Origin of the sequence: Pseudomonas putida (assembly GCF_050989985.1) — a bacterium.
Lineage (GTDB): Bacteria > Pseudomonadota > Gammaproteobacteria > Pseudomonadales > Pseudomonadaceae > Aquipseudomonas > Aquipseudomonas putida_AI.
In genome coordinates this window covers 2,451,541-2,470,847 of record NZ_CP158815.1, presented here as the reverse complement: position 1 = coordinate 2,470,847, position 19,307 = coordinate 2,451,541, and the positions used below count along the sequence as shown (strand labels likewise).

18 protein-coding genes are annotated in these 19,307 nt (G+C 61.8%); 6 read left to right on the top strand and 12 right to left on the bottom strand.

Annotated features, from left to right (window positions below; translation table 11 throughout):
* Positions 1-95 precede the first annotated feature (95 nt).
* Entirely contained in the window at positions 96-1,115 is a 1,020-nt protein-coding gene (locus tag ABTV29_RS11440; protein ID WP_433770256.1) for an RHS repeat-associated core domain-containing protein, read from the top strand.
* Between the two features lie 229 nt (positions 1,116-1,344).
* Positions 1,345-2,265, top strand: coding sequence for a LysR substrate-binding domain-containing protein (locus ABTV29_RS11435; protein WP_433770255.1), 921 nt, complete (start codon positions 1,345-1,347; stop codon positions 2,263-2,265).
* Here the strand turns inward: ABTV29_RS11435 and ABTV29_RS11430 are convergent.
* From ABTV29_RS11430 to ABTV29_RS11415, 4 genes are all read right to left on the bottom strand, one after another.
* Positions 2,186-2,779: a DinB family protein gene (locus tag ABTV29_RS11430; RefSeq protein WP_433770253.1), complete on the bottom strand. Its 594-nt coding sequence runs from the start codon at positions 2,777-2,779 to the stop codon at positions 2,186-2,188. The two genes, ABTV29_RS11435 and ABTV29_RS11430, sit on opposite strands and share 80 nt — an antisense overlap.
* A gap of 209 nt (positions 2,780-2,988) precedes the next feature.
* On the bottom strand, positions 2,989-4,107 hold the full coding sequence (locus tag ABTV29_RS11425; protein WP_433770251.1) for an NAD(P)/FAD-dependent oxidoreductase: 1,119 nt from the start codon (positions 4,105-4,107) through the stop codon (positions 2,989-2,991).
* Entirely contained in the window at positions 4,107-5,420 is a 1,314-nt protein-coding gene (locus ABTV29_RS11420; protein ID WP_433770249.1) for an MFS transporter, read from the bottom strand. Before ABTV29_RS11420 ends, ABTV29_RS11425 begins: the two co-directional genes overlap by 1 nt.
* A 284-nt stretch (positions 5,421-5,704) precedes the next feature.
* Positions 5,705-6,487, bottom strand: a complete 783-nt coding sequence (locus ABTV29_RS11415; RefSeq protein WP_433770247.1) for an SDR family oxidoreductase — start codon at positions 6,485-6,487, stop codon at positions 5,705-5,707.
* A 171-nt stretch (positions 6,488-6,658) separates the two neighbouring features.
* Between ABTV29_RS11415 and ABTV29_RS11410 the strand changes: the two genes are divergently transcribed.
* The 3 genes from ABTV29_RS11410 (at position 6,659) to ABTV29_RS11400 (ending at position 9,303) form a co-directional block, all read left to right on the top strand.
* A complete protein-coding gene (locus ABTV29_RS11410) occupies positions 6,659-7,825 on the top strand; it encodes an iron-containing alcohol dehydrogenase (RefSeq protein WP_433770245.1) in 1,167 nt (388 codons plus the stop codon).
* A 13-nt stretch (positions 7,826-7,838) separates the two neighbouring features.
* Positions 7,839-8,153 carry an NIPSNAP family protein gene (locus ABTV29_RS11405; protein ID WP_433770244.1) on the top strand — a complete coding sequence of 105 codons (315 nt, stop codon included), beginning with the start codon at positions 7,839-7,841 and terminating at the stop codon, positions 8,151-8,153.
* Positions 8,154-8,322: 169 nt separating this feature from the next.
* A complete protein-coding gene (locus ABTV29_RS11400; RefSeq protein ID WP_433770242.1) occupies positions 8,323-9,303 on the top strand; it encodes a cyclase family protein in 981 nt (326 codons plus the stop codon).
* On the opposite strand, the gene ABTV29_RS11395 is transcribed toward ABTV29_RS11400, so the two are convergent.
* From ABTV29_RS11395 to ABTV29_RS11380, 4 genes are all read right to left on the bottom strand, one after another.
* Entirely contained in the window at positions 9,296-10,225 is a 930-nt protein-coding gene (locus ABTV29_RS11395) for a LysR family transcriptional regulator (RefSeq protein WP_433770240.1), read from the bottom strand. The genes ABTV29_RS11400 and ABTV29_RS11395 overlap by 8 nt on opposite strands.
* Positions 10,226-10,315: 90 nt before the next feature.
* A complete protein-coding gene (locus ABTV29_RS11390) occupies positions 10,316-11,899 on the bottom strand; it encodes an aldehyde dehydrogenase (NADP(+)) (RefSeq protein WP_433770238.1) in 1,584 nt (527 codons plus the stop codon).
* A 264-nt stretch (positions 11,900-12,163) separates the two neighbouring features.
* Positions 12,164-13,102, bottom strand: coding sequence for a cyclase family protein (locus tag ABTV29_RS11385; protein WP_433770236.1), 939 nt, complete (start codon positions 13,100-13,102; stop codon positions 12,164-12,166).
* Positions 13,103-13,324: 222 nt separating this feature from the next.
* The gene (locus ABTV29_RS11380; protein ID WP_433770234.1) at positions 13,325-14,527 is read right to left on the bottom strand and encodes an NAD(P)/FAD-dependent oxidoreductase; all 1,203 of its coding nucleotides are present in this window, start codon (positions 14,525-14,527) and stop codon (positions 13,325-13,327) included.
* 188 nt (positions 14,528-14,715) lie between these two features.
* Between ABTV29_RS11380 and ABTV29_RS11375 the strand changes: the two genes are divergently transcribed.
* A complete protein-coding gene (locus tag ABTV29_RS11375; protein WP_433770232.1) occupies positions 14,716-15,747 on the top strand; it encodes a GlxA family transcriptional regulator in 1,032 nt (343 codons plus the stop codon).
* 429 nt (positions 15,748-16,176) lie between these two features.
* Here ABTV29_RS11375 and ABTV29_RS11370 read toward each other — a convergent pair whose 3' ends face one another.
* Genes ABTV29_RS11370 through ABTV29_RS11355 form a run of 4 tightly spaced genes read right to left on the bottom strand, consistent with a single transcriptional unit; the run spans position 16,177 to position 19,271 of the window.
* Positions 16,177-16,827 carry an amino acid ABC transporter permease gene (locus ABTV29_RS11370; RefSeq protein ID WP_433770230.1) on the bottom strand — a complete coding sequence of 217 codons (651 nt, stop codon included), beginning with the start codon at positions 16,825-16,827 and terminating at the stop codon, positions 16,177-16,179.
* Between the two features lies 1 nt (position 16,828).
* Complete coding sequence (locus ABTV29_RS11365; protein ID WP_433770229.1) at positions 16,829-17,509, bottom strand: amino acid ABC transporter permease; 681 nt, start codon at positions 17,507-17,509, stop codon at positions 16,829-16,831.
* A gap of 3 nt (positions 17,510-17,512) precedes the next feature.
* Positions 17,513-18,289, bottom strand: coding sequence for an amino acid ABC transporter ATP-binding protein (locus ABTV29_RS11360; protein ID WP_433770227.1), 777 nt, complete (start codon positions 18,287-18,289; stop codon positions 17,513-17,515).
* A 16-nt stretch (positions 18,290-18,305) separates the two neighbouring features.
* The gene (locus ABTV29_RS11355) at positions 18,306-19,271 is read right to left on the bottom strand and encodes a transporter substrate-binding domain-containing protein (RefSeq protein ID WP_433770225.1); all 966 of its coding nucleotides are present in this window, start codon (positions 19,269-19,271) and stop codon (positions 18,306-18,308) included.
* Between the last annotated feature and the right edge of the window lie 36 nt (positions 19,272-19,307).

Sequence of the window (19,307 nt, the reverse complement as noted above, 5' to 3'; positions counted from 1 at the left end):
TACACACCGCAAACCTAGCAGTTCTGATAGTTCCCATCCCTCGCGTGATGGATAACACTGAGTGACAAAACAACGGGCTGTCGGAGCACTCGCCCATGCCATTCCCCCGCGAAACCCTGCTCTGTCGTTACCACTACAACGCCCTCGACCAACTGGTCGCCCGCGCGTTGCCAGGTGAGTCCGAGCTACAGTGTTTTTACAACAAAAACCGCCTGGCCACCGAGACCAAGGGAGCCATTCGGTATTCAGTCGTCCAGTACGGCGACCAATTGTTGGCGCAACAACGGAGCGAGGGAGATGTAATCGATACCACGCTACTGGCCAGTGACAAACAACGTTCGGTGAATAACGCCGTCAAGGCCGATCAACAGCCACAACCCTTCGCCTATTCGCCCTATGGGCATCGCCACCCCGTCAATGGGTTGTTCAGCCTGCTGGGTTTTACCGGTGAACGGCCGGATCCCGTTACCGGACACTATCTATTGGGGAACGGGCATCGAGCGTTTAATCCGGTGTTGATGCGATTCAACAGTCCGGACAGGCTTAGTCCATTTGGGGCGAAGATATGGAATGCGTATGCGTACTGTGTGGGAGATCCGGTAAATCTGGATGATCCGACGGGGATGGCACCCAGAATTTCTTGGGCCGGAGCTATACAAAAAGTAAAAGATTTAATCATAATAAAAAAACTCAATACCCGCCTCCTGGCACGCAGAGAAAAACTTCAAGTCGATGTTTTCAAAAAGACTGTCGCCTTCGCCCATAACTACCCCACACTTGAAACACTAGCGCTAAAAAAATCCTTACCACAGTTAAGAGAAATGGAAAAATCAAACATCGCTGTACCCCATCAATACAAAGGCGCACCCCCTCCTCTCAGCGTAGAACCGAAAGACATACAAATGCTCGAAAGAGTTGCCATTAGAGATGAATCAGGAAAGATAATAAATTTCAAACGTGGTGACTGGGAGTTTCTAATGAGCCCTTACGAAAAGAATGTAAGGTCCAACAAAAACGTATACACACTCACCCTCCGCATTATTGAACTTAATCGTCTAGGCGCCTCAATCAAGGGGATATCATGGATTGATAATATAAATTCGCGCTTCCCATAAATCGGACAACAAAAATAACTAAAAGACAACACTTTAAATAGTGAACAGACCTTACCGAGCATTGTTGCTATTCAGATGTAAATTCGAACTCCGTCAATTTAAATCCTTCCATTGATAACTAATCAAAACCACCAAATCGACACAAACCTATCAAAGTCCCAACCCGCCCGCCCCCCACAGTTTGCTGCTTTACTGAAAATATCCACCCTCCCCCAGCGAGCCCCCCCACATGAACCGCAACGACCTGCGCCGCGTGGACATGAACCTGTTGGTGATTTTCGAAACCCTGATGTTCGAGAAGAACCTGACCCGGGCCGGGGAGAAGTTGTTCCTTGGCCAGCCGGCCGTGAGTGCGGCGCTGGCTCGGTTGCGGGATTTGTTCGATGACCCGCTGCTGGTGCGCAACGGCCGGGTGCTGGAGCCGACCCAGCGGGCGCTGGCGATTCTCAAGGAGTTGCAGCCGGCCATGGACACCATTTCAGGTGCGGTCAGCCGGGCCAAGGATTTCGACCCGTCCACCAGCCGCGATGTGTTTCGCATCGGCCTGTCCGATGACGCCGAATTCGGCCTGTTTCCACCCTTGCTCAAGCAGCTGCGCGAAGAGGCCCAGAATGTGGTGATCGTGGTGCGGCGGGTGAATTTTCTGCTGATGTCGCCGATGCTCGCCTCCGGGGAGATTTCCGTGGGGATCAGCTACACCACGGAACTGCCGGCCAATGCCAAGCGCAAGAAGCTGCGGGACTTGAGCGTGAAGATACTGCGCGGCGATAACCGGCCAGGCACGTTGACCCTGGACGAGTATTGCGAGCGTCCCCATGCGCTGGTGTCGTTTTCCGGGGATTTGACCGGGGCGATCGACACCGATCTGGCACGCATCGGCCGTTCGCGTCGGGTGGTGCTGGCGGTGCCGCAATTTGCCGGCCTGCGCGACTTGCTCGCCGGCACCGACATGCTCGCCACGGTGCCGGATTACGCGGCCTGTGCGCTGGTCAGGGGCAGCCCTCAGCTGCGTGCTGATGACGCACCGTTCGAGATCAACCTGTCCGAGCTGTCCATGGTCTGGAACGGCGTCAACGATAACGATCCGGCAGAACGTTGGTTGCGCTCGCGAATTGCGGAGCACATGTCGGCTCCACTGCCGGGGCATTGAGCGAGTTGAAATGCGGGTCGGTCTCGCGCATGTAGATCGGCAGGTCGGTCATGGGCGGCATGGCCGGAATTTCGAAGTACATCTGGATGATCCAGCCACGGTGATAGCTGGCGTGGTTGACCACGTGCATCAGCATCGCACCGGCGCTCATGGTGCCGCTTTCCCCGGAAAGGAAAGTGAAGCGCACGGGCCGGTCCAGCGAGGCATCGCTTTGCCGGGCCGCCCAGTCGCAGTACCAGTGATCGACGTCCTGCTGCGCCAGGCGCAGCTCGTGCAATGCGGGATGGACCAGATCATGGGACGTGGTGAAACAGTGCCCGCGACCTTCCAGGTGAGCCTGCCAGAGACAGTCCACCACATAGATATGATTGAGCGTGCCGATCATGTTCTTGAAAATCCCGGCACGTTCTTTTTCGATTTCGCCGGGTGGCAGTTGCGACAGATTGTCGAAGAGGCGCCGATTGGCCCATTGTCGGTAATCGGCGAGCATGCGGGCAGTGCGTACATTGATCATCAGATGTCTCCGATGGCGAAGAGCGCATCTACCAAGGATAGCGCTAACCGCGACGGACGGCGCCGGCACTGATTACCGGTCGTCCCCCCCCTGTACTCATACCTGTGGGAGCGAGCCTGCTCGCGATGGTCGTCAACGATGACGCTGGGTACCTGACACCCCGCGCCGTTCTCTGGTTCATCGCGAGCAGGCTCGCTCCCACAGGGGGGTTATGCAAGCTGCTGAACTACACGCTCGGCCAACGCCAGGCAGCTGGTCAGGCCTGGCGACTCGATGCCGAACAGATTCACCAGCCCCGGCACGCCATGCTCGGCCGGGCCATTGATGCGAAAATCCGCGGCCGGCTCGCCCGGGCCGCTGATTTTCGGGCGAATGCCACTGTAGGCCGGTTGCAAGCTGTTATCCGGCAGGCCCGGCCAGTAACGGCGGATCGCTGCATAAAAACCGTCGGCCCGTGCCGGGTCCACCCGGTAATCGATCTGATCCACCCATTCCACGTCCGGCCCGAACCGTGCCTGGCCGCCGAGGTCGAGGGTCATGTGCACGCCGAGCCCGGCGCTTTCCGGCGCCGGGTACACCAGGTGGCGAAACGGCGCGCGGCCACTGAAGCTGAAATAGCTGCCTTTGCACAAGCGCGGGACAGGAACGTGCTGCGCGGGCAGGCCTTGGATGCGGCCGGCCACCTCGGGTGCGAACAACCCGGCACAGTTGATCAGCTCGCGACAACTCAAGGTCATGGGCTCGGCGCCGCCCATCTGCAACTCGAACCCCTGTTCGATACGCCGCGCCGCCAGCAATGGCGTATGGAGCACCAGCGACGCACCATGGGCTTCGGCATCGCCTTGCAGCGCCAGCATCAACCCATGGGAATCGACGATGCCGGTGGACGGCGACCACAGCGCGGCGACGCAGGACAACGCCGGCTCAAGCGCCCGCGCCTGATCGGCATCCAGCCATTGCAGGTCATCAACCCCATTGCGCCGGCCCTGCTCCAGCAAACCTTGCAGGGCAACCTGCTGCGTTTCATCGCTGGCGACGATCAGCTTGCCCAGGCGCTGATAACTCACGCCGCGCTCGTCGCAGTAGGCGTAGAGGCGTTGCCTGCCCTCCACGCACAACTGCGCCTTGAGGCTGCCGCCGGGGTAGTAGATGCCGGCGTGGATCACCTCGGAGTTGCGCGAACTGATCCCGACGCCGATGCCTTCGCCGGCCTCGACCAGGATCACTTCGCGTCCGCTCATGGCCAACGCCCTGGCCACCGCCAGCCCAACCACTCCGGCGCCGACCACCACGCTGTCGATGTCAACGCCTGCCTGCCTTGCTTGCATCAAACCAGTCCTCGCTCCCGGTAATCGATCAGGCTGGAGAATATCGCCAGCAGCAGGGCCATGACCACGAAGAAGATCAGCACCAGGAAATACGAGCCGGTGAACTGCACGATCAAGCCGATGAGGATCGGCACGATCACCCCGGCCATGTTGCCGCAGAAGTTCATGGTGCCGGCCAGCACGCCGGTTTTCGAGGTGCCGCCGAGGATCGACGGGATGCACCAGTACATGCCGCACCAGCGAATGAAGAACATCGCCACGCACAGCAGGCCGATCGCCTGGCTCGCCTGCGCGGTATAGGCGGTGCCGAGCATGCACAATGCCGCCACCAGCGCCGAGCCGCTGAACATGCTGCGCATCACCAGGTTCGGCGAGGCACCGCTGGATTTCCATTTATCGCCCAGGTAGCCGCCAACCAGCTCACCGACGAAGCCGCACATGAAGATCAGGAAGGTCGCGCCGCCCATGCCGGAAATGTTCAGGCCGTGGGCCTGGTGCAGGTAGCTCGGCATCCAGGTCAGCAAACCGTAGAACACACTGAGGATGCAGCAGTACCCGGCGAACATCGCCAGTACCGAACGGTCCTTGAGCAGCTCCCTGAACGGGATGCTGGTGACCGCACCGGCCTTGCTGACCGTGGCGTTGCCGGCGGTGATGTGTGCCAGCTCGGCAGCGTTGACGCCCGGGTGCTCGCTGGGATGGTTGCGGATGTACTTCCAGGCCAGCACACCGGCGAGCATGGTGCCGACGCCGGCGATCACGAAGGCGATGCGCCAGGAATCGAACCAGGCGATCAGCCCGGCAATGATGATCGCGCCGAAGGCACTGCCCAGCGGTGCGCCGCCGTCAACCAGCACCGCGCCGCGACCGCGTTCGTTGGGGGTCAGCCAGGCGCCGTTGAGCTTGGCCCCGGCCGGCATGATCGGCGACTCGGCAACGCCCAGGCCCATGCGGGTGATCAACAGGGTGATCCAGTTGTGCGCGCCGGCGGCCAGGGCCTGGAACGCGCCCCAGGCGACCGTTGCGACGACAATCACGCGGCGGGTGTGGAAGCGGTCCAGCAACATGCCGCCGGGGATTTGCATCAGCGCGTAGGACCAGAAAAACGCGCTGAGCATCAGCCCTTCAAGGGCCGGCGGAATCTGGAATTCGCTGGAGATCATTGGCAAGGCCACCGACAGCGAAGCCCGGTCGATGTAGTTGATCGCGGTCAGCATCAGCATGATGAGGAAGATCCGCCAGCGCACGCTGGTGGCACGTTCGGTTGCGGTCGCGGCTGGCATGGCCAGGCTTTCGGCACTCGGATTGTTCATGTGGGGGGCGCTCTTATTGTTGTGGAAACAAGCGGCCAAATACCTGTCGGTCAAGGTTGCGAAGACTGCGATCCCTTGTGGGAGCGAGCCTGCTCGCGATAGCGGTGGGTCATTCAACATGGGCATTGGCTGACAGTCCGCTATCGCGAGCAGGCTCGCTCCTACAGGTTCAGTGTTTTGACCGACAGGTATGAGGCATGCGGCCCCACTCTAATCACGCCCCCCGACGCTGAATAATGATGGGATCTGATTGGGGGATCACCGAATGTCATCCCCCGCCAGGATCAGAAAGTCCCCGGATAGCTGCCACCATCGAGCAACAGATTCTGCCCGGTAAGAAACCCGGACCGGGCACCACAGATAAACGCGCAATACGCACCAAACTCATCCGGCTGGCCAAAGCGCTGTGCCGGGACATGCTTGCGCCGTTGCTCGGCAATGCTCTCGATGCTGGTGCCATTGGCCTGGGCGGCGGCGCTCAAGGTTTTATGCAGGCGCTCGGTCTCGAATGGCCCCGGCAACAGGTTGTTGACCGTGACATTGTTGCCCGCCAATCGCGCCTGGCGCGCCAGCCCCGCGATGAACCCGGTCAGGCCGCTGCGGGCACCGTTGGACAGGCCGAGCACATCGATCGGCGCCTTCACCGCGCCGGAGGTGATGTTGACGATGCGCCCGAAGCCGCGCTCGGCCATGCCATCGACGCAGGCCTTGATCAGCTCGATCGGCGTGAGCATGTTGGCGTCCAGCGCCTTGAGCCAGTCTTCGCGCTGCCAGTCGCGGAAGTCGCCGGGCGGTGGTCCGCCGGCGTTGTTGACCAGAATGTCGACCTGCGGGCACGCCGCCAGAACCTGTGCGCGAACAGCCGCCTCGCTGATGTCCCCGGCTACCGTGCGCACTTCTACGCCCAGGTTGCGCAATTCCACGGCGGCAGCCTGCAACGCCTCGTCGCCACGGGCATTGATCACCAGGTTCACGCCCTCCTTCGCCAGGGCCCGCGCACAGGCCAGGCCCAAGCCCTTGCTGGCTGCGCAGACAATCGCCCAGCGTCCCGAAATACCCAAATCCATGACCATGCTCCCGAAGGTTGCCCGAAGTTAGAAAGCGCCCACGTTAACACCGCACACCCCTGTACCCGGGGATGACAAAGGGTGATCGGCGGATCAGACCTTTTCATTATCGGTGCTCTGTGACGCTGATTACTGTTTGCCGACGAACAAGAAACGACGCCGGAGGCACACATGAACCCGTTCCAGTTTTACTTCCCCACCACCTTGAAAAGCGGCAATGGCCTGGTGCGCCAGGCCGGTGCCTTGCTCAAGCCCCATGTGCAGAAAAAACTGCTGGTGGTCACCGACGAAGGCTTGATGGCGTCGGGTGTGATGCAAGCCTTTTTCGCCTCGCTGACCGAGAGCGAGATTGCCTATGAAGTGTTTGCCGGGGTCGAGCCCAACCCCACCACCGATGTGCTGGAACGCGCCGTGGCGTTCCTGAAAAACCACGGGTGCGATTCGGTGATCGGCGTCGGCGGCGGCAGCAGCATCGACACCGCCAAGGGTGTGGCGGCCATGGCCACCAACCCCGGCAACATCCTCGACTACGAGGGTTACGACAAACTCAAGCAACCGCCGCTGCCGATCTTCGCCATCCCGACCACCTCGGGCACCGGCAGCGAATGCACCGCGTCCACGGTGTTCACCAACACCAAAACCCTGTTCAAGACAGTGATCATCAGCCCGGCGCTGTTTCCGAAACTGGCGATTCTCGACGCCGAACTGACCCTCAAGCTGCCGCCGTCGATCACCGCCGCCACCGGCATGGACGCCCTGACCCACGCCATCGAATCCTACGTGTCCAAACAGGCCAACCCGGTCAGCCAGGCCCTGGCGCTGCAAGCGATCAAGATGATCTGCACGCACCTGCCGAAAGCCTTTTTCACAGGCTCCGACCTGCATGCCCGGGAACAGATGCTGCTCGGTTCGTTCCTGGCCGGGGTCGCCTTTGCCCAATCGAAACTGGGCAACGTGCATGCGATCTCCCACACCTTCGGCGGCGTGTTCAATATTCCCCATGGCATCGCCAACGCGACGCTGCTGCCCTACGTCATCGAATTCAACCTGCCGGCCTGCCCTGAACTGTTCCGCGAAATCGCCATCGCCATGGGCGAGAACATCGACGGCCTGAGCCCGGCGCTGGCCGGGCACAAAGTGGTGGAACACGTGCAGGCGCTGAACAAGGCCATCGGCATTCCCGACAACATCAAGGACCTGGGCGTGGACCTGGAATACATGCCGCAGATGGTCAGCGACTCGATGCGCAGCGGCAACGTGCTGGTCAACCCGCGCCTGACCACTGCCGCCGACGTCGAGCGGATCATCACCAACGCCTTCCACGGCATTCATTCCTGAAGCGAGCAAAACCATGTTCTACGAAATGCGCACCTACACGATCCAGATCGGAAAAATGCAGACCTACCTCAAGCACTTCGAAGAGAACGGCCTGCACGTGATCTCCCGCTACACCACGCTGGTTGGCTGGTGGTACACCGAAATCGGCGAGCTGAACCAGGTGGTCCACATCTGGGCCTACGAGAGCCTGGACGAGCGCATCAAGAAGCGCGCCGCCCTGTACCAGGACCCGGACTGGCTCGAAGGCTTCGTGCCGATCGCCTTCCCGATGCTGGAGAAAATGGAATCGAAGCTGCTGATGCCGGCGGCGTTTTCGCCGATCAAGTAAGCCCTTCTCAGGACCAACAGACAGCGAAAAAACCTGTGGGAGCGGGCTTGCCCGCGATGAGGGTGTGTCAGTCATAACTGTTGTTTCTGACACACCGCTATCGCGGGCAAGCCCGCTCCCACAGGGGACCGTGCAGGTCTGATGACTTTGCTCAAACAAGGAAAACCCCATGTGCGACCACAACAACAATACCGCCGCCAACCGTTCTCCCGATGCCAAGGCCCTGCTCGAAGGCCTGCCGACCAACTGGGGCAAGTGGGGCCCGGACGATGAAGTCGGTGCCCTGAACTACCTGCAAAACGCCGAAGTGCTGCGCGGTATCAGCGCCGTGCGCCAGGGCAAGACGTTCACCCTGCAAGTGCAGATCGGCCATCCCAAGGGCGAGCCGCTGTGGCCCGGCCGGCGCCCGTCGATGCGGGTCAACGTGCTGGACAAAGGGCACTTCCTGGCGGGCAAGACCCACTTCGACGGGCACGTCGAATACGCCGACGACGTGATCTTCATGCACCTGCAAGGCTCGACCCAGTACGACGCACTGGGGCATGTCTGGCACGACAACAAACTGTGGAACGGCTACGACGCCATGAGCACCATCGGCGGCATGGACAAGGCCAGCATCCTGCCGATAGCCGAGCGCGGCATCGTCGGTCGCGCGGTACTGATCGACATGGCCCGTCATCGCGGCAAGGCGGTGCTGGACAAGGGCGAGACCTTCAATCACCACGACCTGCTGGCCGCCGCCAAGGCCCAGGGCATCGAGATCCACAAGCGCGACATCCTGATCATCCGCACCGGCTGGATCGGTTCGTTCTATGAGCGCGAACCCGAGGAGTTCTACAAGGATTTCGCCGAGCCGGGCCTGACCTTCAGCCGCGAACTGGTGGAGTGGTTCCACCAGATGGAAATCCCCAACCTGGTCACCGACACCATGGCCAACGAAGTCGCGGTCGACCCGGTGTCAGGCGTGCTGATCCCCTTGCACAACGCCCTGATGCGCAACCTCGGCGTGACCTTCACCGAAGTGGCGATGCTCGATGAGCTGGCCAGCGACTGCGCCGAAGACGGCCAGTGGCAGTTTCTCTATACCGCAGCGCCCCTGAAGATCGTCGGCGGCACCGGCGCGCCGGTAAACCCGATCGTGATCAAGTAGTCAGGTCGCGCTGCAGCTCGTTGATCAGCAGGGTCGCCGCCGGAGACAGATCGGCGCCGACCCGGCTGATCACGCCGTAGGGTTCGATCAGGGCGCGCAGCGACACCGGCAGCTTCACCAGCAAATCGTGCTGCTCGCAGAACTCGGCCACTTCCACCGGGATCACCGCCAGCAGGGTCGGGTCCTGCTGCACCAGCATCATGGTGGCGAAGGTCGAGGAGGTTTCCAGCGGATAGCGCGGAATCTCCAGCCCGGCCTCATTCAGTTCCCGCTCCAGCGCCTGGCGCATCGGCATGTCCTTGGGATAGACCACCCAGCGGTAATCGCTCAATTGCGCCAGCTGCAAGGACTCGGCGCAGGCCAGCGGATGGTCCTTGCTCGCGACCACGGCCAGGGGTTCTTCACTCAGTTCGATGCAGTCGTAGGCGTCCGAGCGCTGGCCGACGCTGGTGCGACAGATCGCCAGGTCCAGGCGTCCCTGATCCAGCAGGGCCAGCAAGTTGGCACTGGTGTTTTCCACCAGCTCCACCGACAGCTCCGGCTGCTTGAGGCGCAGTGCAGTCAAGGCCCGGGTCAGCAAAGGCACCGCACCCATGATCACCCCCACCGACAATCGCCCGCCCTGGCCACGCATGATGCTGAGCATTTCCTCGCGCAGATGCTCCACGTCGCTGTAGATCAAGCGCGCATAGCGGATCATGCAACGCCCCATTTCATTGGCCACCAGGCCTTTGGGCTGACGCTCGAACAGCGGCATGCCGAGCAGCGACTCGACCTCGTGCAGCGCCTTGGTGGCGCCGGACTGGGAAATCGAAATCTGCTCGGCGGCCTTGTGCAGCGAACCACGATCGTCGAGGGCGATCAGCAGCCTGAGTTGTTTGAGGCGCAGACGCGAAGCAATGCTGCCAAGTGAAGGAACCATATCGTCGGGTGCTCTATTCAAGTTGCAAATCCATCAAGGCCCACGCCGGCCTGGTGCGGTGTGCACATGGCAGCGGCGCGGGCCGGCGTATCAGCTCAGCGGCAACTGGCTCCACTGGCCGTCGACCAGTCGGTCGAGGCCCAGCGGGTTGCTGTTTTGCAGCGCGGGCGGCAGGCATTCATCAGGATAGTTCTGGTAGCAGACCGGTCGCAGAAAGCGATCGATGGCCAGGGTACCGACCGAGGTGCCACGGGCATCGGAAGTCGCCGGGTATGGCCCGCCGTGGACCATCGCATCACTGACTTCCACGCCTGTGGGATAGCCGTTGAGCAGCAGTCGCCCGACCTTGTCTTCCAAAAGCGGCAGCAGTTCACCGAAGTGATCCAGGTCCGCGGGCTCGGCAATCAGCGTGGCCGTCAGTTGACCGTGCAAGCTGCCCAGGGCCTCGCGCAGTTGCGCCTGATCGGCCACTTCCACGACCACGGTGGCCGGGCCGAAGATCTCTTCCTGCAACAGCGGATCGCCATCGAGCAACAACTGCACATCGGCCTTGAACAACTGCGGTTGCGCCTGGGCCTCGCCTTGAGGGCGTCCGGCCAGGTGATCGACACGCTCGTGCGTTGCGATGTGCTGCAGGCCCTTGCGATAGCTGCTCAGCGCGCCGGCATTGAGCATGGTCTGCGGCGGCTGGCTGCCCATGTTGTGCGCGAAGGCTTGGAGGAACTGCGTGAACTCAGGCGAACGCAGGCCGATGATCAGGCCGGGGCTGGTGCAGAACTGGCCGCAACCGAGGTTGACCGAGGCGGTCAGTTCCTCGGCGATTTTGCCACCGCGACTGCGCAAGGCTTCGGGCAACAGGATCACCGGGTTGATGCTCGACATCTCGGCGAACACCGGAATCGGCTGCGCTCGTGCGGCAGCCAGGTCGGACAGCGCACGACCGCCCTTGAGCGAACCGGTGAAACCCACCGCCTTGATCCCCTCGGCCTTGACCAGTGCCTGACCGACACCGGCGCCGTAGATCATGTTGAACACGCCGCTCGGCATGCCCGTGCGTTGCGCCGCGCGCACAATGGCGCTGGCCACCCGGTCGGCGGTCGCCATGTGCCCGCTGTGGGCCTTGAACACCACCGGACAACCGGCCGCCAGCGCCGAGGCGGTGTCGCCGCCGGCGGTGGAAAACGCGAGGGGGAAATTGCTCGCGCCGAACACCGCGACCGGGCCGACACCGATGCGGTATTGGCGCAGGTCCGGGCGTGGCAGCGGCATGCGCTCAGGCAATGCGCGGTCGATCCGTGCACCGAGAAAATCACCCCGGCGCAGCACTTGGGCAAACAGGCGCAACTGCCCGGTGGTGCGGCCACGCTCACCGCGAATCCGCCCTTCGGGCAATGCGGTTTCCTGGCAACCCAGGCGGATGAAATCGTCGCCAAGGTCATCCATTTCCTCGGCGATGGCCTCAAGAAACTCGGCACGACGCTGCGGTGACAATTGACGGAAAGGCGCAAAGGCACGGGTAGCCGCGGCGACCGCGAGCTCGACTTCTTTCTCGGTGGCCTGATGGAACGCATAAGGCAGCGCCTGCCCGGTGCTGGCGTCAAGGCTGTGCAAGATCTCGCCGCCCAGGGCACTGCGCTGCCCGTCGATGAACTGCTGGCCCAGAATATCGGACATCAAAAACTCCCTCGCCTGCGCTCGGCAGGCGATGACATGAATGAAAGGAATACGCCCAAGGCGCACGCATCACTCTAGGGGGCGGGATAACTGGCAAACAAATGACAACAACGGGCCGGGGGATGAGTGTTCGTCATCCCCCGGCCTGTCACTAGTCCCCTGTGGGAGCGAGCCTGCTCGCGATGGTGTATCAGCCACATCGATGTCGACTGACACTCCATCGCGAGCAGGCTCGCTCCCACAGTTAATGGGTAGTGAAGTCTGTCAGCGAATCGCCACCGGGTTGATGTTGACCTGGGTCGAACCTTTGTACAGCGGCTGCCCGAGCACGAACATGAAGGTCCAGGCCTTGTCCCGCACCAGCGCCCGGCTATCGATCAGCTCCAGGTTGTAGATGCCGTTTTTGGCGAGCATGAACTGGTTGACCGGGAACTCCTGGCCGTCGGTGCCGGGGTAGATTTCCGATGCCCAGGTGTCGCCGCCGAACGCGACGATCTGTTTGTCCGCCAGCCACTTGGCCGCCGCCATGCCGATGCCCGGCTCCACGGCGAGGAACTTCTCGTTGTCCTTGCCCAACAGCTCAAGCCAGCCGGTGTTGAACAGCACCACGTCGCCTTTCTCGATGCTGATGCCTTGCAGGTCCAACGCCTTCTGGATGTCAGCGACGGTGAACTCGGTTTTCTCCGGCACGATGGCGCTGCCGTACACCGCCGTCATGTCCAGGACCACGCCACGGGTGACGATCGGCGGGACCTTTTCGATGCCCAGTTTGCGCACCCCTTCGACACTGACGAAGTCGGCCGCGCGATTGCCGTTGTAGTAGACGTTGTCGATGCCGATGTGGCCGATGCCGTTGAGCTGGGTACCGACGCCGGTCCAGCCGACCACCAGTTCATCGTTGAAGGTGAATTTGTTCGGCCCCATGCTGGTGCCGCCCGCTTCGCCCGGCTGAACGTTGGTCAGGTGAAAGCTGCGATGACGGAAGGCCGGCAGGTTCTTGTCGATGGGCACCGCCAGCGGGTAGGTCTTGCCGGTCTTGATCAGTTTGGCGGCGTTGAGCACCGTGTCGGCGCTGAGCAGGTTCGCCGCACCGATTTCATCATTGGCGCCGTACTTCGACGGGTACCATTTTTCGACATCGGCGGCGTGGGCGGCGTTGAGGCTAAGCATTAGTGTAAGGGGCAAAAGCACTCGGTTGAGCATGGGGAGGTCCTTGTCTGGTTTCGATGGGCCCAAGGTACGCAGGCCTTTTGTGCGGAAACAGACAGGGGTCGGCAATACAATTGTTCCGGATTTTCACGAGTACTCCCCCACTGTAGGAGCGAGCTTGCTCGCGATGGTCGTCAACGATAACGCGTGCTGTCTGAATAAACGCGCCGGACCTTTAGACCATCGCGAGCAAGCTCGCTCCTACAGTGGATTGCATCAGAACGATGCTAAAGGATCACCCGCCGCCAGCGCGTCGGCACGGATCGCCGCTGGCGGGTAGATCCACTGGGTGTTGATCATGCGCTTGCGCTCCTTGCCCTCGTCGTGGGTCAGCACGATCTGGCGATCCCAGCCTTCGGTGTACACCGCGCCCCACTCGCCCAGGTCCAGGCAGGTGGCATAGAAGGGTTGACGGTATGGCAGGGTCGGCACGCCCAGCAGATCGGCGGCCACGTTGTGCCCGCCGAAGCGCCCCATGATGATCGCGTGCTGGCAGGACATCAGCGCGTAATGACCTTGATCGTCGGTCAACGCCCTGGCCACGTCACCGGCGGCAAACACCTGATCGTTGCCGAGCACGCGCAAGTCTTCAGTCACTTCGGCGCGGCCCAGGCGGTCGAGTTGCGACGACACCTGGGACGTCAGTCCGCTGGCCACCAGCCCGCCGGTCCAGATCACGGTCAAGGCATCGATGCGCTGGCCATTGGCGGTCTGCACGCCGTCGGCATCGATGGCGACCACCCCGGAGCCGACCTGAAACTCGATGCCCATCTGCTTCAACGCCTCGATGATCAACGGCCGCGGGTTCGCCCCGAGGTCCGGGCCAATGTCATCGGCGCGCTCGACCACCACGACCCGGAACGGGACGTCCGGTCCGAGGATCTTGCGCAGTTTCCCCGGCAACTCGGTGGCCACTTCCAGGCCGGTGAAACCACCGCCAACGACCACCACCGTGTTGCGTTCCGGTGAGTCTGGCAGCTGGTTCAGTCCGATCAGATGCTCTTCCAACTCGACTGCATCGGCGATCTGGTCCGAGGCGAAGGCGTATTCGGCAAGCCCGGGTACGGGCGGTCGATTGAGTTTGCTGCCGCTGGTCAACAGCAGGCGGTCATAGGCCTGGTTGATATCGCGCCCGTCGGCAGTGCGGGCGTATAACTGACGGCCCGAGGTGTCGATCCGCTGGACTTCGGCACCGACGAATTTGACGCCAATGGCATCCAGCAGCGGCATCAGGGGCGCTGCCATTTCCTGGGGGGAGGGTTCATACAGGCGCGGTCGAATGACCAATTCCGGTCGCGGGGAAACCAGCGTCACCTCGACATCGGCGGCCCTGCCCTGAGTATCGAGCACACGGGCCGCACCCAGTGCGCCCCAGACGCCGGCGAACCCGGCGCCCACAATCACAATGTTCCTGGACATGATCTCTACCTTCGTTCAAGTAATCGAAGAAGACAGCGGGAAATTATCCTACAACCACGCCCCGTGACGGGACTAAACTTCGACGGGCGACTGACATAAAACCCTTGATTCCTGACAGCCGATCAACAGCCATCACGTTTATACCGATTGCGAATTATCATTATTCCAACTCGTTAAAACAGAAGCCCATGAACGAAATCGCCAGCCTCGCCGTCTCCCCCACTCCGCAGCCCGAGCTTGAGCCTGACCAACCGCGCTTGATCGTGTTCCTCGCCTACCCCGAAATGGGCCTTTTGGACCTGACCGGCGCGCAAACCGTGTTCTGGGCAGCCTCCCGATACAGAAACGCCCTCAACCTGCCGGGGTATACGCTGCACACCGCCAGCCTGGCCGGCGGCTTGATGCACACCGCTGAAGGCCTGGCCGTTCATTCGGTGCCCTTGAGCGACTTCGACGTTCATTCAATCGACACGCTGATCGTCCCCGGCGCACCGAAGATTCTCGAGGCGATGCACTTTTCCATGGATCTGGTGGCCTGGCTGGCCGAGGCATCGAGCAAGGTCAAGCGCACCGCATCGGTGTGCAGCGGGACCTTCCTGCTGGCCGAGGCCGGCTTGTTGGAAAGCCGACGCGCCGCCACCCACTGGAAGATGTGCGACATGCTCAAGGAGCACTACCCCTCGATTGAAGTCGACAGCGATGCGATCTTCGTCAAGCAGGGTCCGGTCTGGACGTCCGCCGGTGTCAGTGCCGGTATCGACCTGGCCCTGGCGCTGGTCGAGGAAGATTGCGGGCGAGAAGTGGCGTTGCAGGTGGCGCGGGAAATGGTGGTGTTTCTCAAGCGTCCCGGCGGCCAGGCCCAGTACAGTCAATTGCTGCAATCGCAAACCAGCGAAGGGGCCGCCTTCGATGACCTGCACCTGTGGATCTCGCACAACCTGGCCACCGAAAACCTCACTGTCGAGGCCCTCGCCCAGCAGGTACAAATGAGCCCGCGCAACTTTGCCCGGGTCTACAAACTCAAGACCGGCCGCACCCCGGCCAAGGCCGTGGAAGTACTGCGCGTGGAGGCCGCCCGGCGCTTGCTGGAAGACTCCGAGCGCAACATCGACCAGATCTCCCGGCTGTGCGGCTTTGGCGATGAAGAACGCATGCGCCTGACCTTCCAGCGCAACCTGGGCGTGTCGCCACGGGACTATCGCAGCCGGTTTTCGCGGTGAGCTGAAGATCCAGACACCTCAATTACACCTCGATCCAACTGTGGGAAATCCAACTGTAGGAGCGAGCCTGCTCGCGATCGCGGTGGTTCAGTCGACATCTTCTTTGCCTGTCATACCGTCATCGCGAGCAGGCTCACTCCTACAGAGGTTTGTGGTGGACCTGGGTTCCGGATTCAACACATCAATCCTGTGGGAGCGAGCTTGCTCGCGATGGCGGTGGTTCAGTCAACATCTGCTTCGCCTGTTGTACCGTCATCGCGGGCAAGCCCGCTCCCACAGGGGTTTGCGGTGGACCTGGATTCCGGATTCAACACATCAATCCTGTAGGAGCGAGCCTGCTCGCGATGGCGATGGTTCAGTCGACATCTTCTTCGCCTGTCGTACCGTCATCGCGAGCAGGCTCGCTCCTACAGGGGGTTTGGGTGTGCTTCACGACCGCCTTGTCTTGCGCTCCAGCAATCGCACCCCCAGCGACAGCGGGTAGCACAGTGCGAAGTAGATCGCGCCCACCAGGATGTAGATCTCCAGCGGCATGAAGTACACCGAGCTCAAATCCTGCGCCCGCAGCATCAGGTCCGGCGCGGCGATCAGCGACGCCACGGAGGTGTCCTTGAGCAGTGAAATGGCGACGTTGCCGATCGGCGCCAGGACGATGCGGATGGCCTGGGGCAGCACCACCCAACGCAACACCTTGAGCTTGGGCATGCCGATGGCCTTCGCCGCCTCCACTTGGCCCTTGGGCACCGCTTCGAGCCCCGCGCGATAAATCTCCGCCAGGTACGCCGCCGCGTTTAGCCCCAGGCCGATCATCGCCGCCTGGAACGAGCTGAACTGCACGCCGATTTCAGTCAGGCTGAAATAGACGATGAACAACTGCACCAGCGCCGGCGTGCCCCGGAACAGTTCGATGTACCCCAGCGCCACCCGACGCAGGGGCCGGCTGCCGGACAGTCGCGCCAGCGCCACCAGCAGGCCGACGATCAGGCCGATGACCAACGCCCCGAATGCCAATTGCAATGTCGCCCACGCCGCCGTCAGGAACTCGACATGGGTGGCTTCCCACAGTTCGCCATAGCCCATTTCAGTTCTCCTTGACCACTTTGAGGCGCCGCTCGGTGCGCGCTGCCCAATGGGAAAGCACCAGGCTCAACACCAGGTAAATCATCGCCAGCAAAAAGTAGATGAGATTGGTCTGGTAGGTCTCGCTGACCAGCATCTTCGCCTTGAACGTCAGCTCCGGCACCGCCGCGGCCGAGGCCAGCGAAGTGTCCTTGAGCAGGCCGATGGCGAAGTTGGCCATCCCCGGAATCGCCACCTTGAAGGCCTGGGGCAACACGATCATGCGCAGCGCCATGGCACGGGTCATGCCGATGGAAAATGCCGCCTCGCTTTGCCCCCGGTCGATGGTGCGGATGCTCGCACGGAACACCTCCGACAGAATCGCCGCACCGTTGAGGCCGAAACCGATGATCGCCGCACCGACCGCCGGCAAGGTGATGCCGATGTAGGTCAGCCCGAAGTACAGGATGAACAGCTGGGTCAGGATCGGTACGTTGCGAAAGATCTCCAGGTACACACTGGCAATCAGGCTCAGCAGGCGACTGCGCGACAGGCGCATCAGCGCCAGGCCAAACCCCAGCAGCGCCGCCACGACGAACGCAGCAAGGGTCAGGCCCACCGTGGTCAATGCGCCCATGCCCAGCACGTTGAGGAAGTACGGCAGCAGCTCGATGGCCTTGTGCAGTGCAGTGGTATCGAACATCAATCAATGCTCCTGCACGGCACGGATAAAGGAACGGGTACGTTCCACCTGACTCTCGCGGAAGATCTGCCGGGGCGGCCCCTGTTCGACGATGTTGCCGTCGGCCATGAAGATCACCTGGTCGGACACGCTTTCGGCGAAGCTCATTTCGTGGGTCACGATGATCATCGTCATGCCCTCCTCCGCCAGCTTGCGCATGACCCCCAGCACCTCTCCCACCAGCTCCGGGTCAAGCGCCGAGGTGGCCTCATCGAACAGCATCAGCTTGGGTCGCATCGCCAGTGCCCGGGCAATGGCGATGCGCTGCTGCTGCCCGCCCGACAGCTGTTCCGGAAAGGCGTCGCGCTTGGCAAACATGCCGACCTTGTTCAGCAGATCCTCGGCCTGCGCCACCGCTTCGGCCCGCTCGCGACCCTGCACCTTGAGCGGGCCGAGGATGATGTTTTCCAGTACCGAAAGGTGGGGGAACAGGTTGAAGCGCTGGAACACCATGCCGATTTCGGCGCGCATGCGCGCCAGTTCCTTATCGCTCATGGGCACTTTGCGGGTGCCCACCAGCCGTTGCCCGATCAGTTCGTTATCGATGTAGATATCGCCCCGGGTCGGTTCCTCCAGGTAATTCACGCAACGCAGCAAGGTGGTCTTGCCCGAGCCGCTGGGGCCGATCAGCGAGATCTTCTGGCCCTGCTGCACGTTGAGGTCGATGCCCTTGAGCACATCCAGGCTGCCGAAGGACTTGTGCAGCCCTTCGATGCGCACCAGTGGAGTTGAATCAGCCATGCGCCCGCTCCTCTATTCAGGCAAAGGCCTGGCTGAAATCACGGGCAGGGTGTTCGAACGGACCGATCACATTGCCCTTGTCGTCACGGTCGACGCCGATGCGCGGGTTCTTCGCCGGCGGCACCAGGTAGTCAGGGTTCTTGATGCCGTACTTGGCCAGGACCGGCTTGATCTGGTCGGTCGCCTTCAGCCAGCGCAGGCCCTGGTTGACGCCGTCGAACAGGTCCTGGTTCTGCGGATGCACACCCCAGATCGCTTCGAACTTGGCGGTCAGGCTGGGGAATTTTTCGTCGTAGGCCATGGGGATCTGTTTGAGCTTGAGGCTGGGGTCCTGGAGGATCATGTAGTCGATGGTCGGAGCATCCAGTACGGCAAAATCCAGGCGCCCGGCGCGCACGTCCCGCAGGCACGAATCGGTGTTGTCGTAGAGTTTGACCTCCTTCACCCCTTCGATTTTCTTCATGTCCGGAATCGTGAAGTAGCCGGTGATGGCGCCGATGGTGCGGCCCTTCACATCGTTGACCGTGATCGAGGAGTCGAACGGTTCGCTGTCACGCATGATCACGTAGGCGCCGGTGTAGAACACCGGATCGGTCAGCAGCAGGATCTTGGAGCGCATCGGGTTCCAGGCGAAGTTGCCGCCGAACCAGTCGGCACGCCCGGACCGCACGGCTTCGACCACCGCCGGGAAGCCCATGGTCAGCACATCGAGCTTGAGTTCCAGGCGGTCGGCGATGAGCTTGAGCAGCTCAAGGTCGGTGCCGATGGGCACGCCTTCGCGCAGGGCGCCCAGGGGCATGTCGCCCAGGCACGCGGCGGTCAGGTAGCCGGGACGTATGGTCTTGATCGGCTTGTCGGCCGCGAACGCAAAGGACATCGGCCCGGCTGCACTGGCGGCCATTGCGGCCAATGAGCCGTAGCCGGCAGCCTTGAGCAGGCCGCGACGGGAGAAACCACGGGTATCGAACTTGAAGTCGGACATAGATCACCTATTGGCAAATTTATTGTTTTTGACCGG

Coding starts and splice junctions, on each gene's coding strand:
- ABTV29_RS11440 (WP_433770256.1), top strand. CDS start 96: ATGCCATTCCCCCGCGAAACCCTGCTCTGTCGTTACCACTACAACGCC.
- ABTV29_RS11435 (WP_433770255.1), top strand. CDS start 1,345: ATGAACCGCAACGACCTGCGCCGCGTGGACATGAACCTGTTGGTGATT.
- ABTV29_RS11430 (WP_433770253.1), bottom strand. CDS start 2,779: ATGATCAATGTACGCACTGCCCGCATGCTCGCCGATTACCGACAATGG.
- ABTV29_RS11425 (WP_433770251.1), bottom strand. CDS start 4,107: ATGCAAGCAAGGCAGGCAGGCGTTGACATCGACAGCGTGGTGGTCGGC.
- ABTV29_RS11420 (WP_433770249.1), bottom strand. CDS start 5,420: ATGAACAATCCGAGTGCCGAAAGCCTGGCCATGCCAGCCGCGACCGCA.
- ABTV29_RS11415 (WP_433770247.1), bottom strand. CDS start 6,487: ATGGATTTGGGTATTTCGGGACGCTGGGCGATTGTCTGCGCAGCCAGC.
- ABTV29_RS11410 (WP_433770245.1), top strand. CDS start 6,659: ATGAACCCGTTCCAGTTTTACTTCCCCACCACCTTGAAAAGCGGCAAT.
- ABTV29_RS11405 (WP_433770244.1), top strand. CDS start 7,839: ATGTTCTACGAAATGCGCACCTACACGATCCAGATCGGAAAAATGCAG.
- ABTV29_RS11400 (WP_433770242.1), top strand. CDS start 8,323: ATGTGCGACCACAACAACAATACCGCCGCCAACCGTTCTCCCGATGCC.
- ABTV29_RS11395 (WP_433770240.1), bottom strand. CDS start 10,225: ATGGTTCCTTCACTTGGCAGCATTGCTTCGCGTCTGCGCCTCAAACAA.
- ABTV29_RS11390 (WP_433770238.1), bottom strand. CDS start 11,899: ATGTCCGATATTCTGGGCCAGCAGTTCATCGACGGGCAGCGCAGTGCC.
- ABTV29_RS11385 (WP_433770236.1), bottom strand. CDS start 13,102: ATGCTCAACCGAGTGCTTTTGCCCCTTACACTAATGCTTAGCCTCAAC.
- ABTV29_RS11380 (WP_433770234.1), bottom strand. CDS start 14,527: ATGTCCAGGAACATTGTGATTGTGGGCGCCGGGTTCGCCGGCGTCTGG.
- ABTV29_RS11375 (WP_433770232.1), top strand. CDS start 14,716: ATGAACGAAATCGCCAGCCTCGCCGTCTCCCCCACTCCGCAGCCCGAG.
- ABTV29_RS11370 (WP_433770230.1), bottom strand. CDS start 16,827: ATGGGCTATGGCGAACTGTGGGAAGCCACCCATGTCGAGTTCCTGACG.
- ABTV29_RS11365 (WP_433770229.1), bottom strand. CDS start 17,509: ATGTTCGATACCACTGCACTGCACAAGGCCATCGAGCTGCTGCCGTAC.
- ABTV29_RS11360 (WP_433770227.1), bottom strand. CDS start 18,289: ATGGCTGATTCAACTCCACTGGTGCGCATCGAAGGGCTGCACAAGTCC.
- ABTV29_RS11355 (WP_433770225.1), bottom strand. CDS start 19,271: ATGTCCGACTTCAAGTTCGATACCCGTGGTTTCTCCCGTCGCGGCCTG.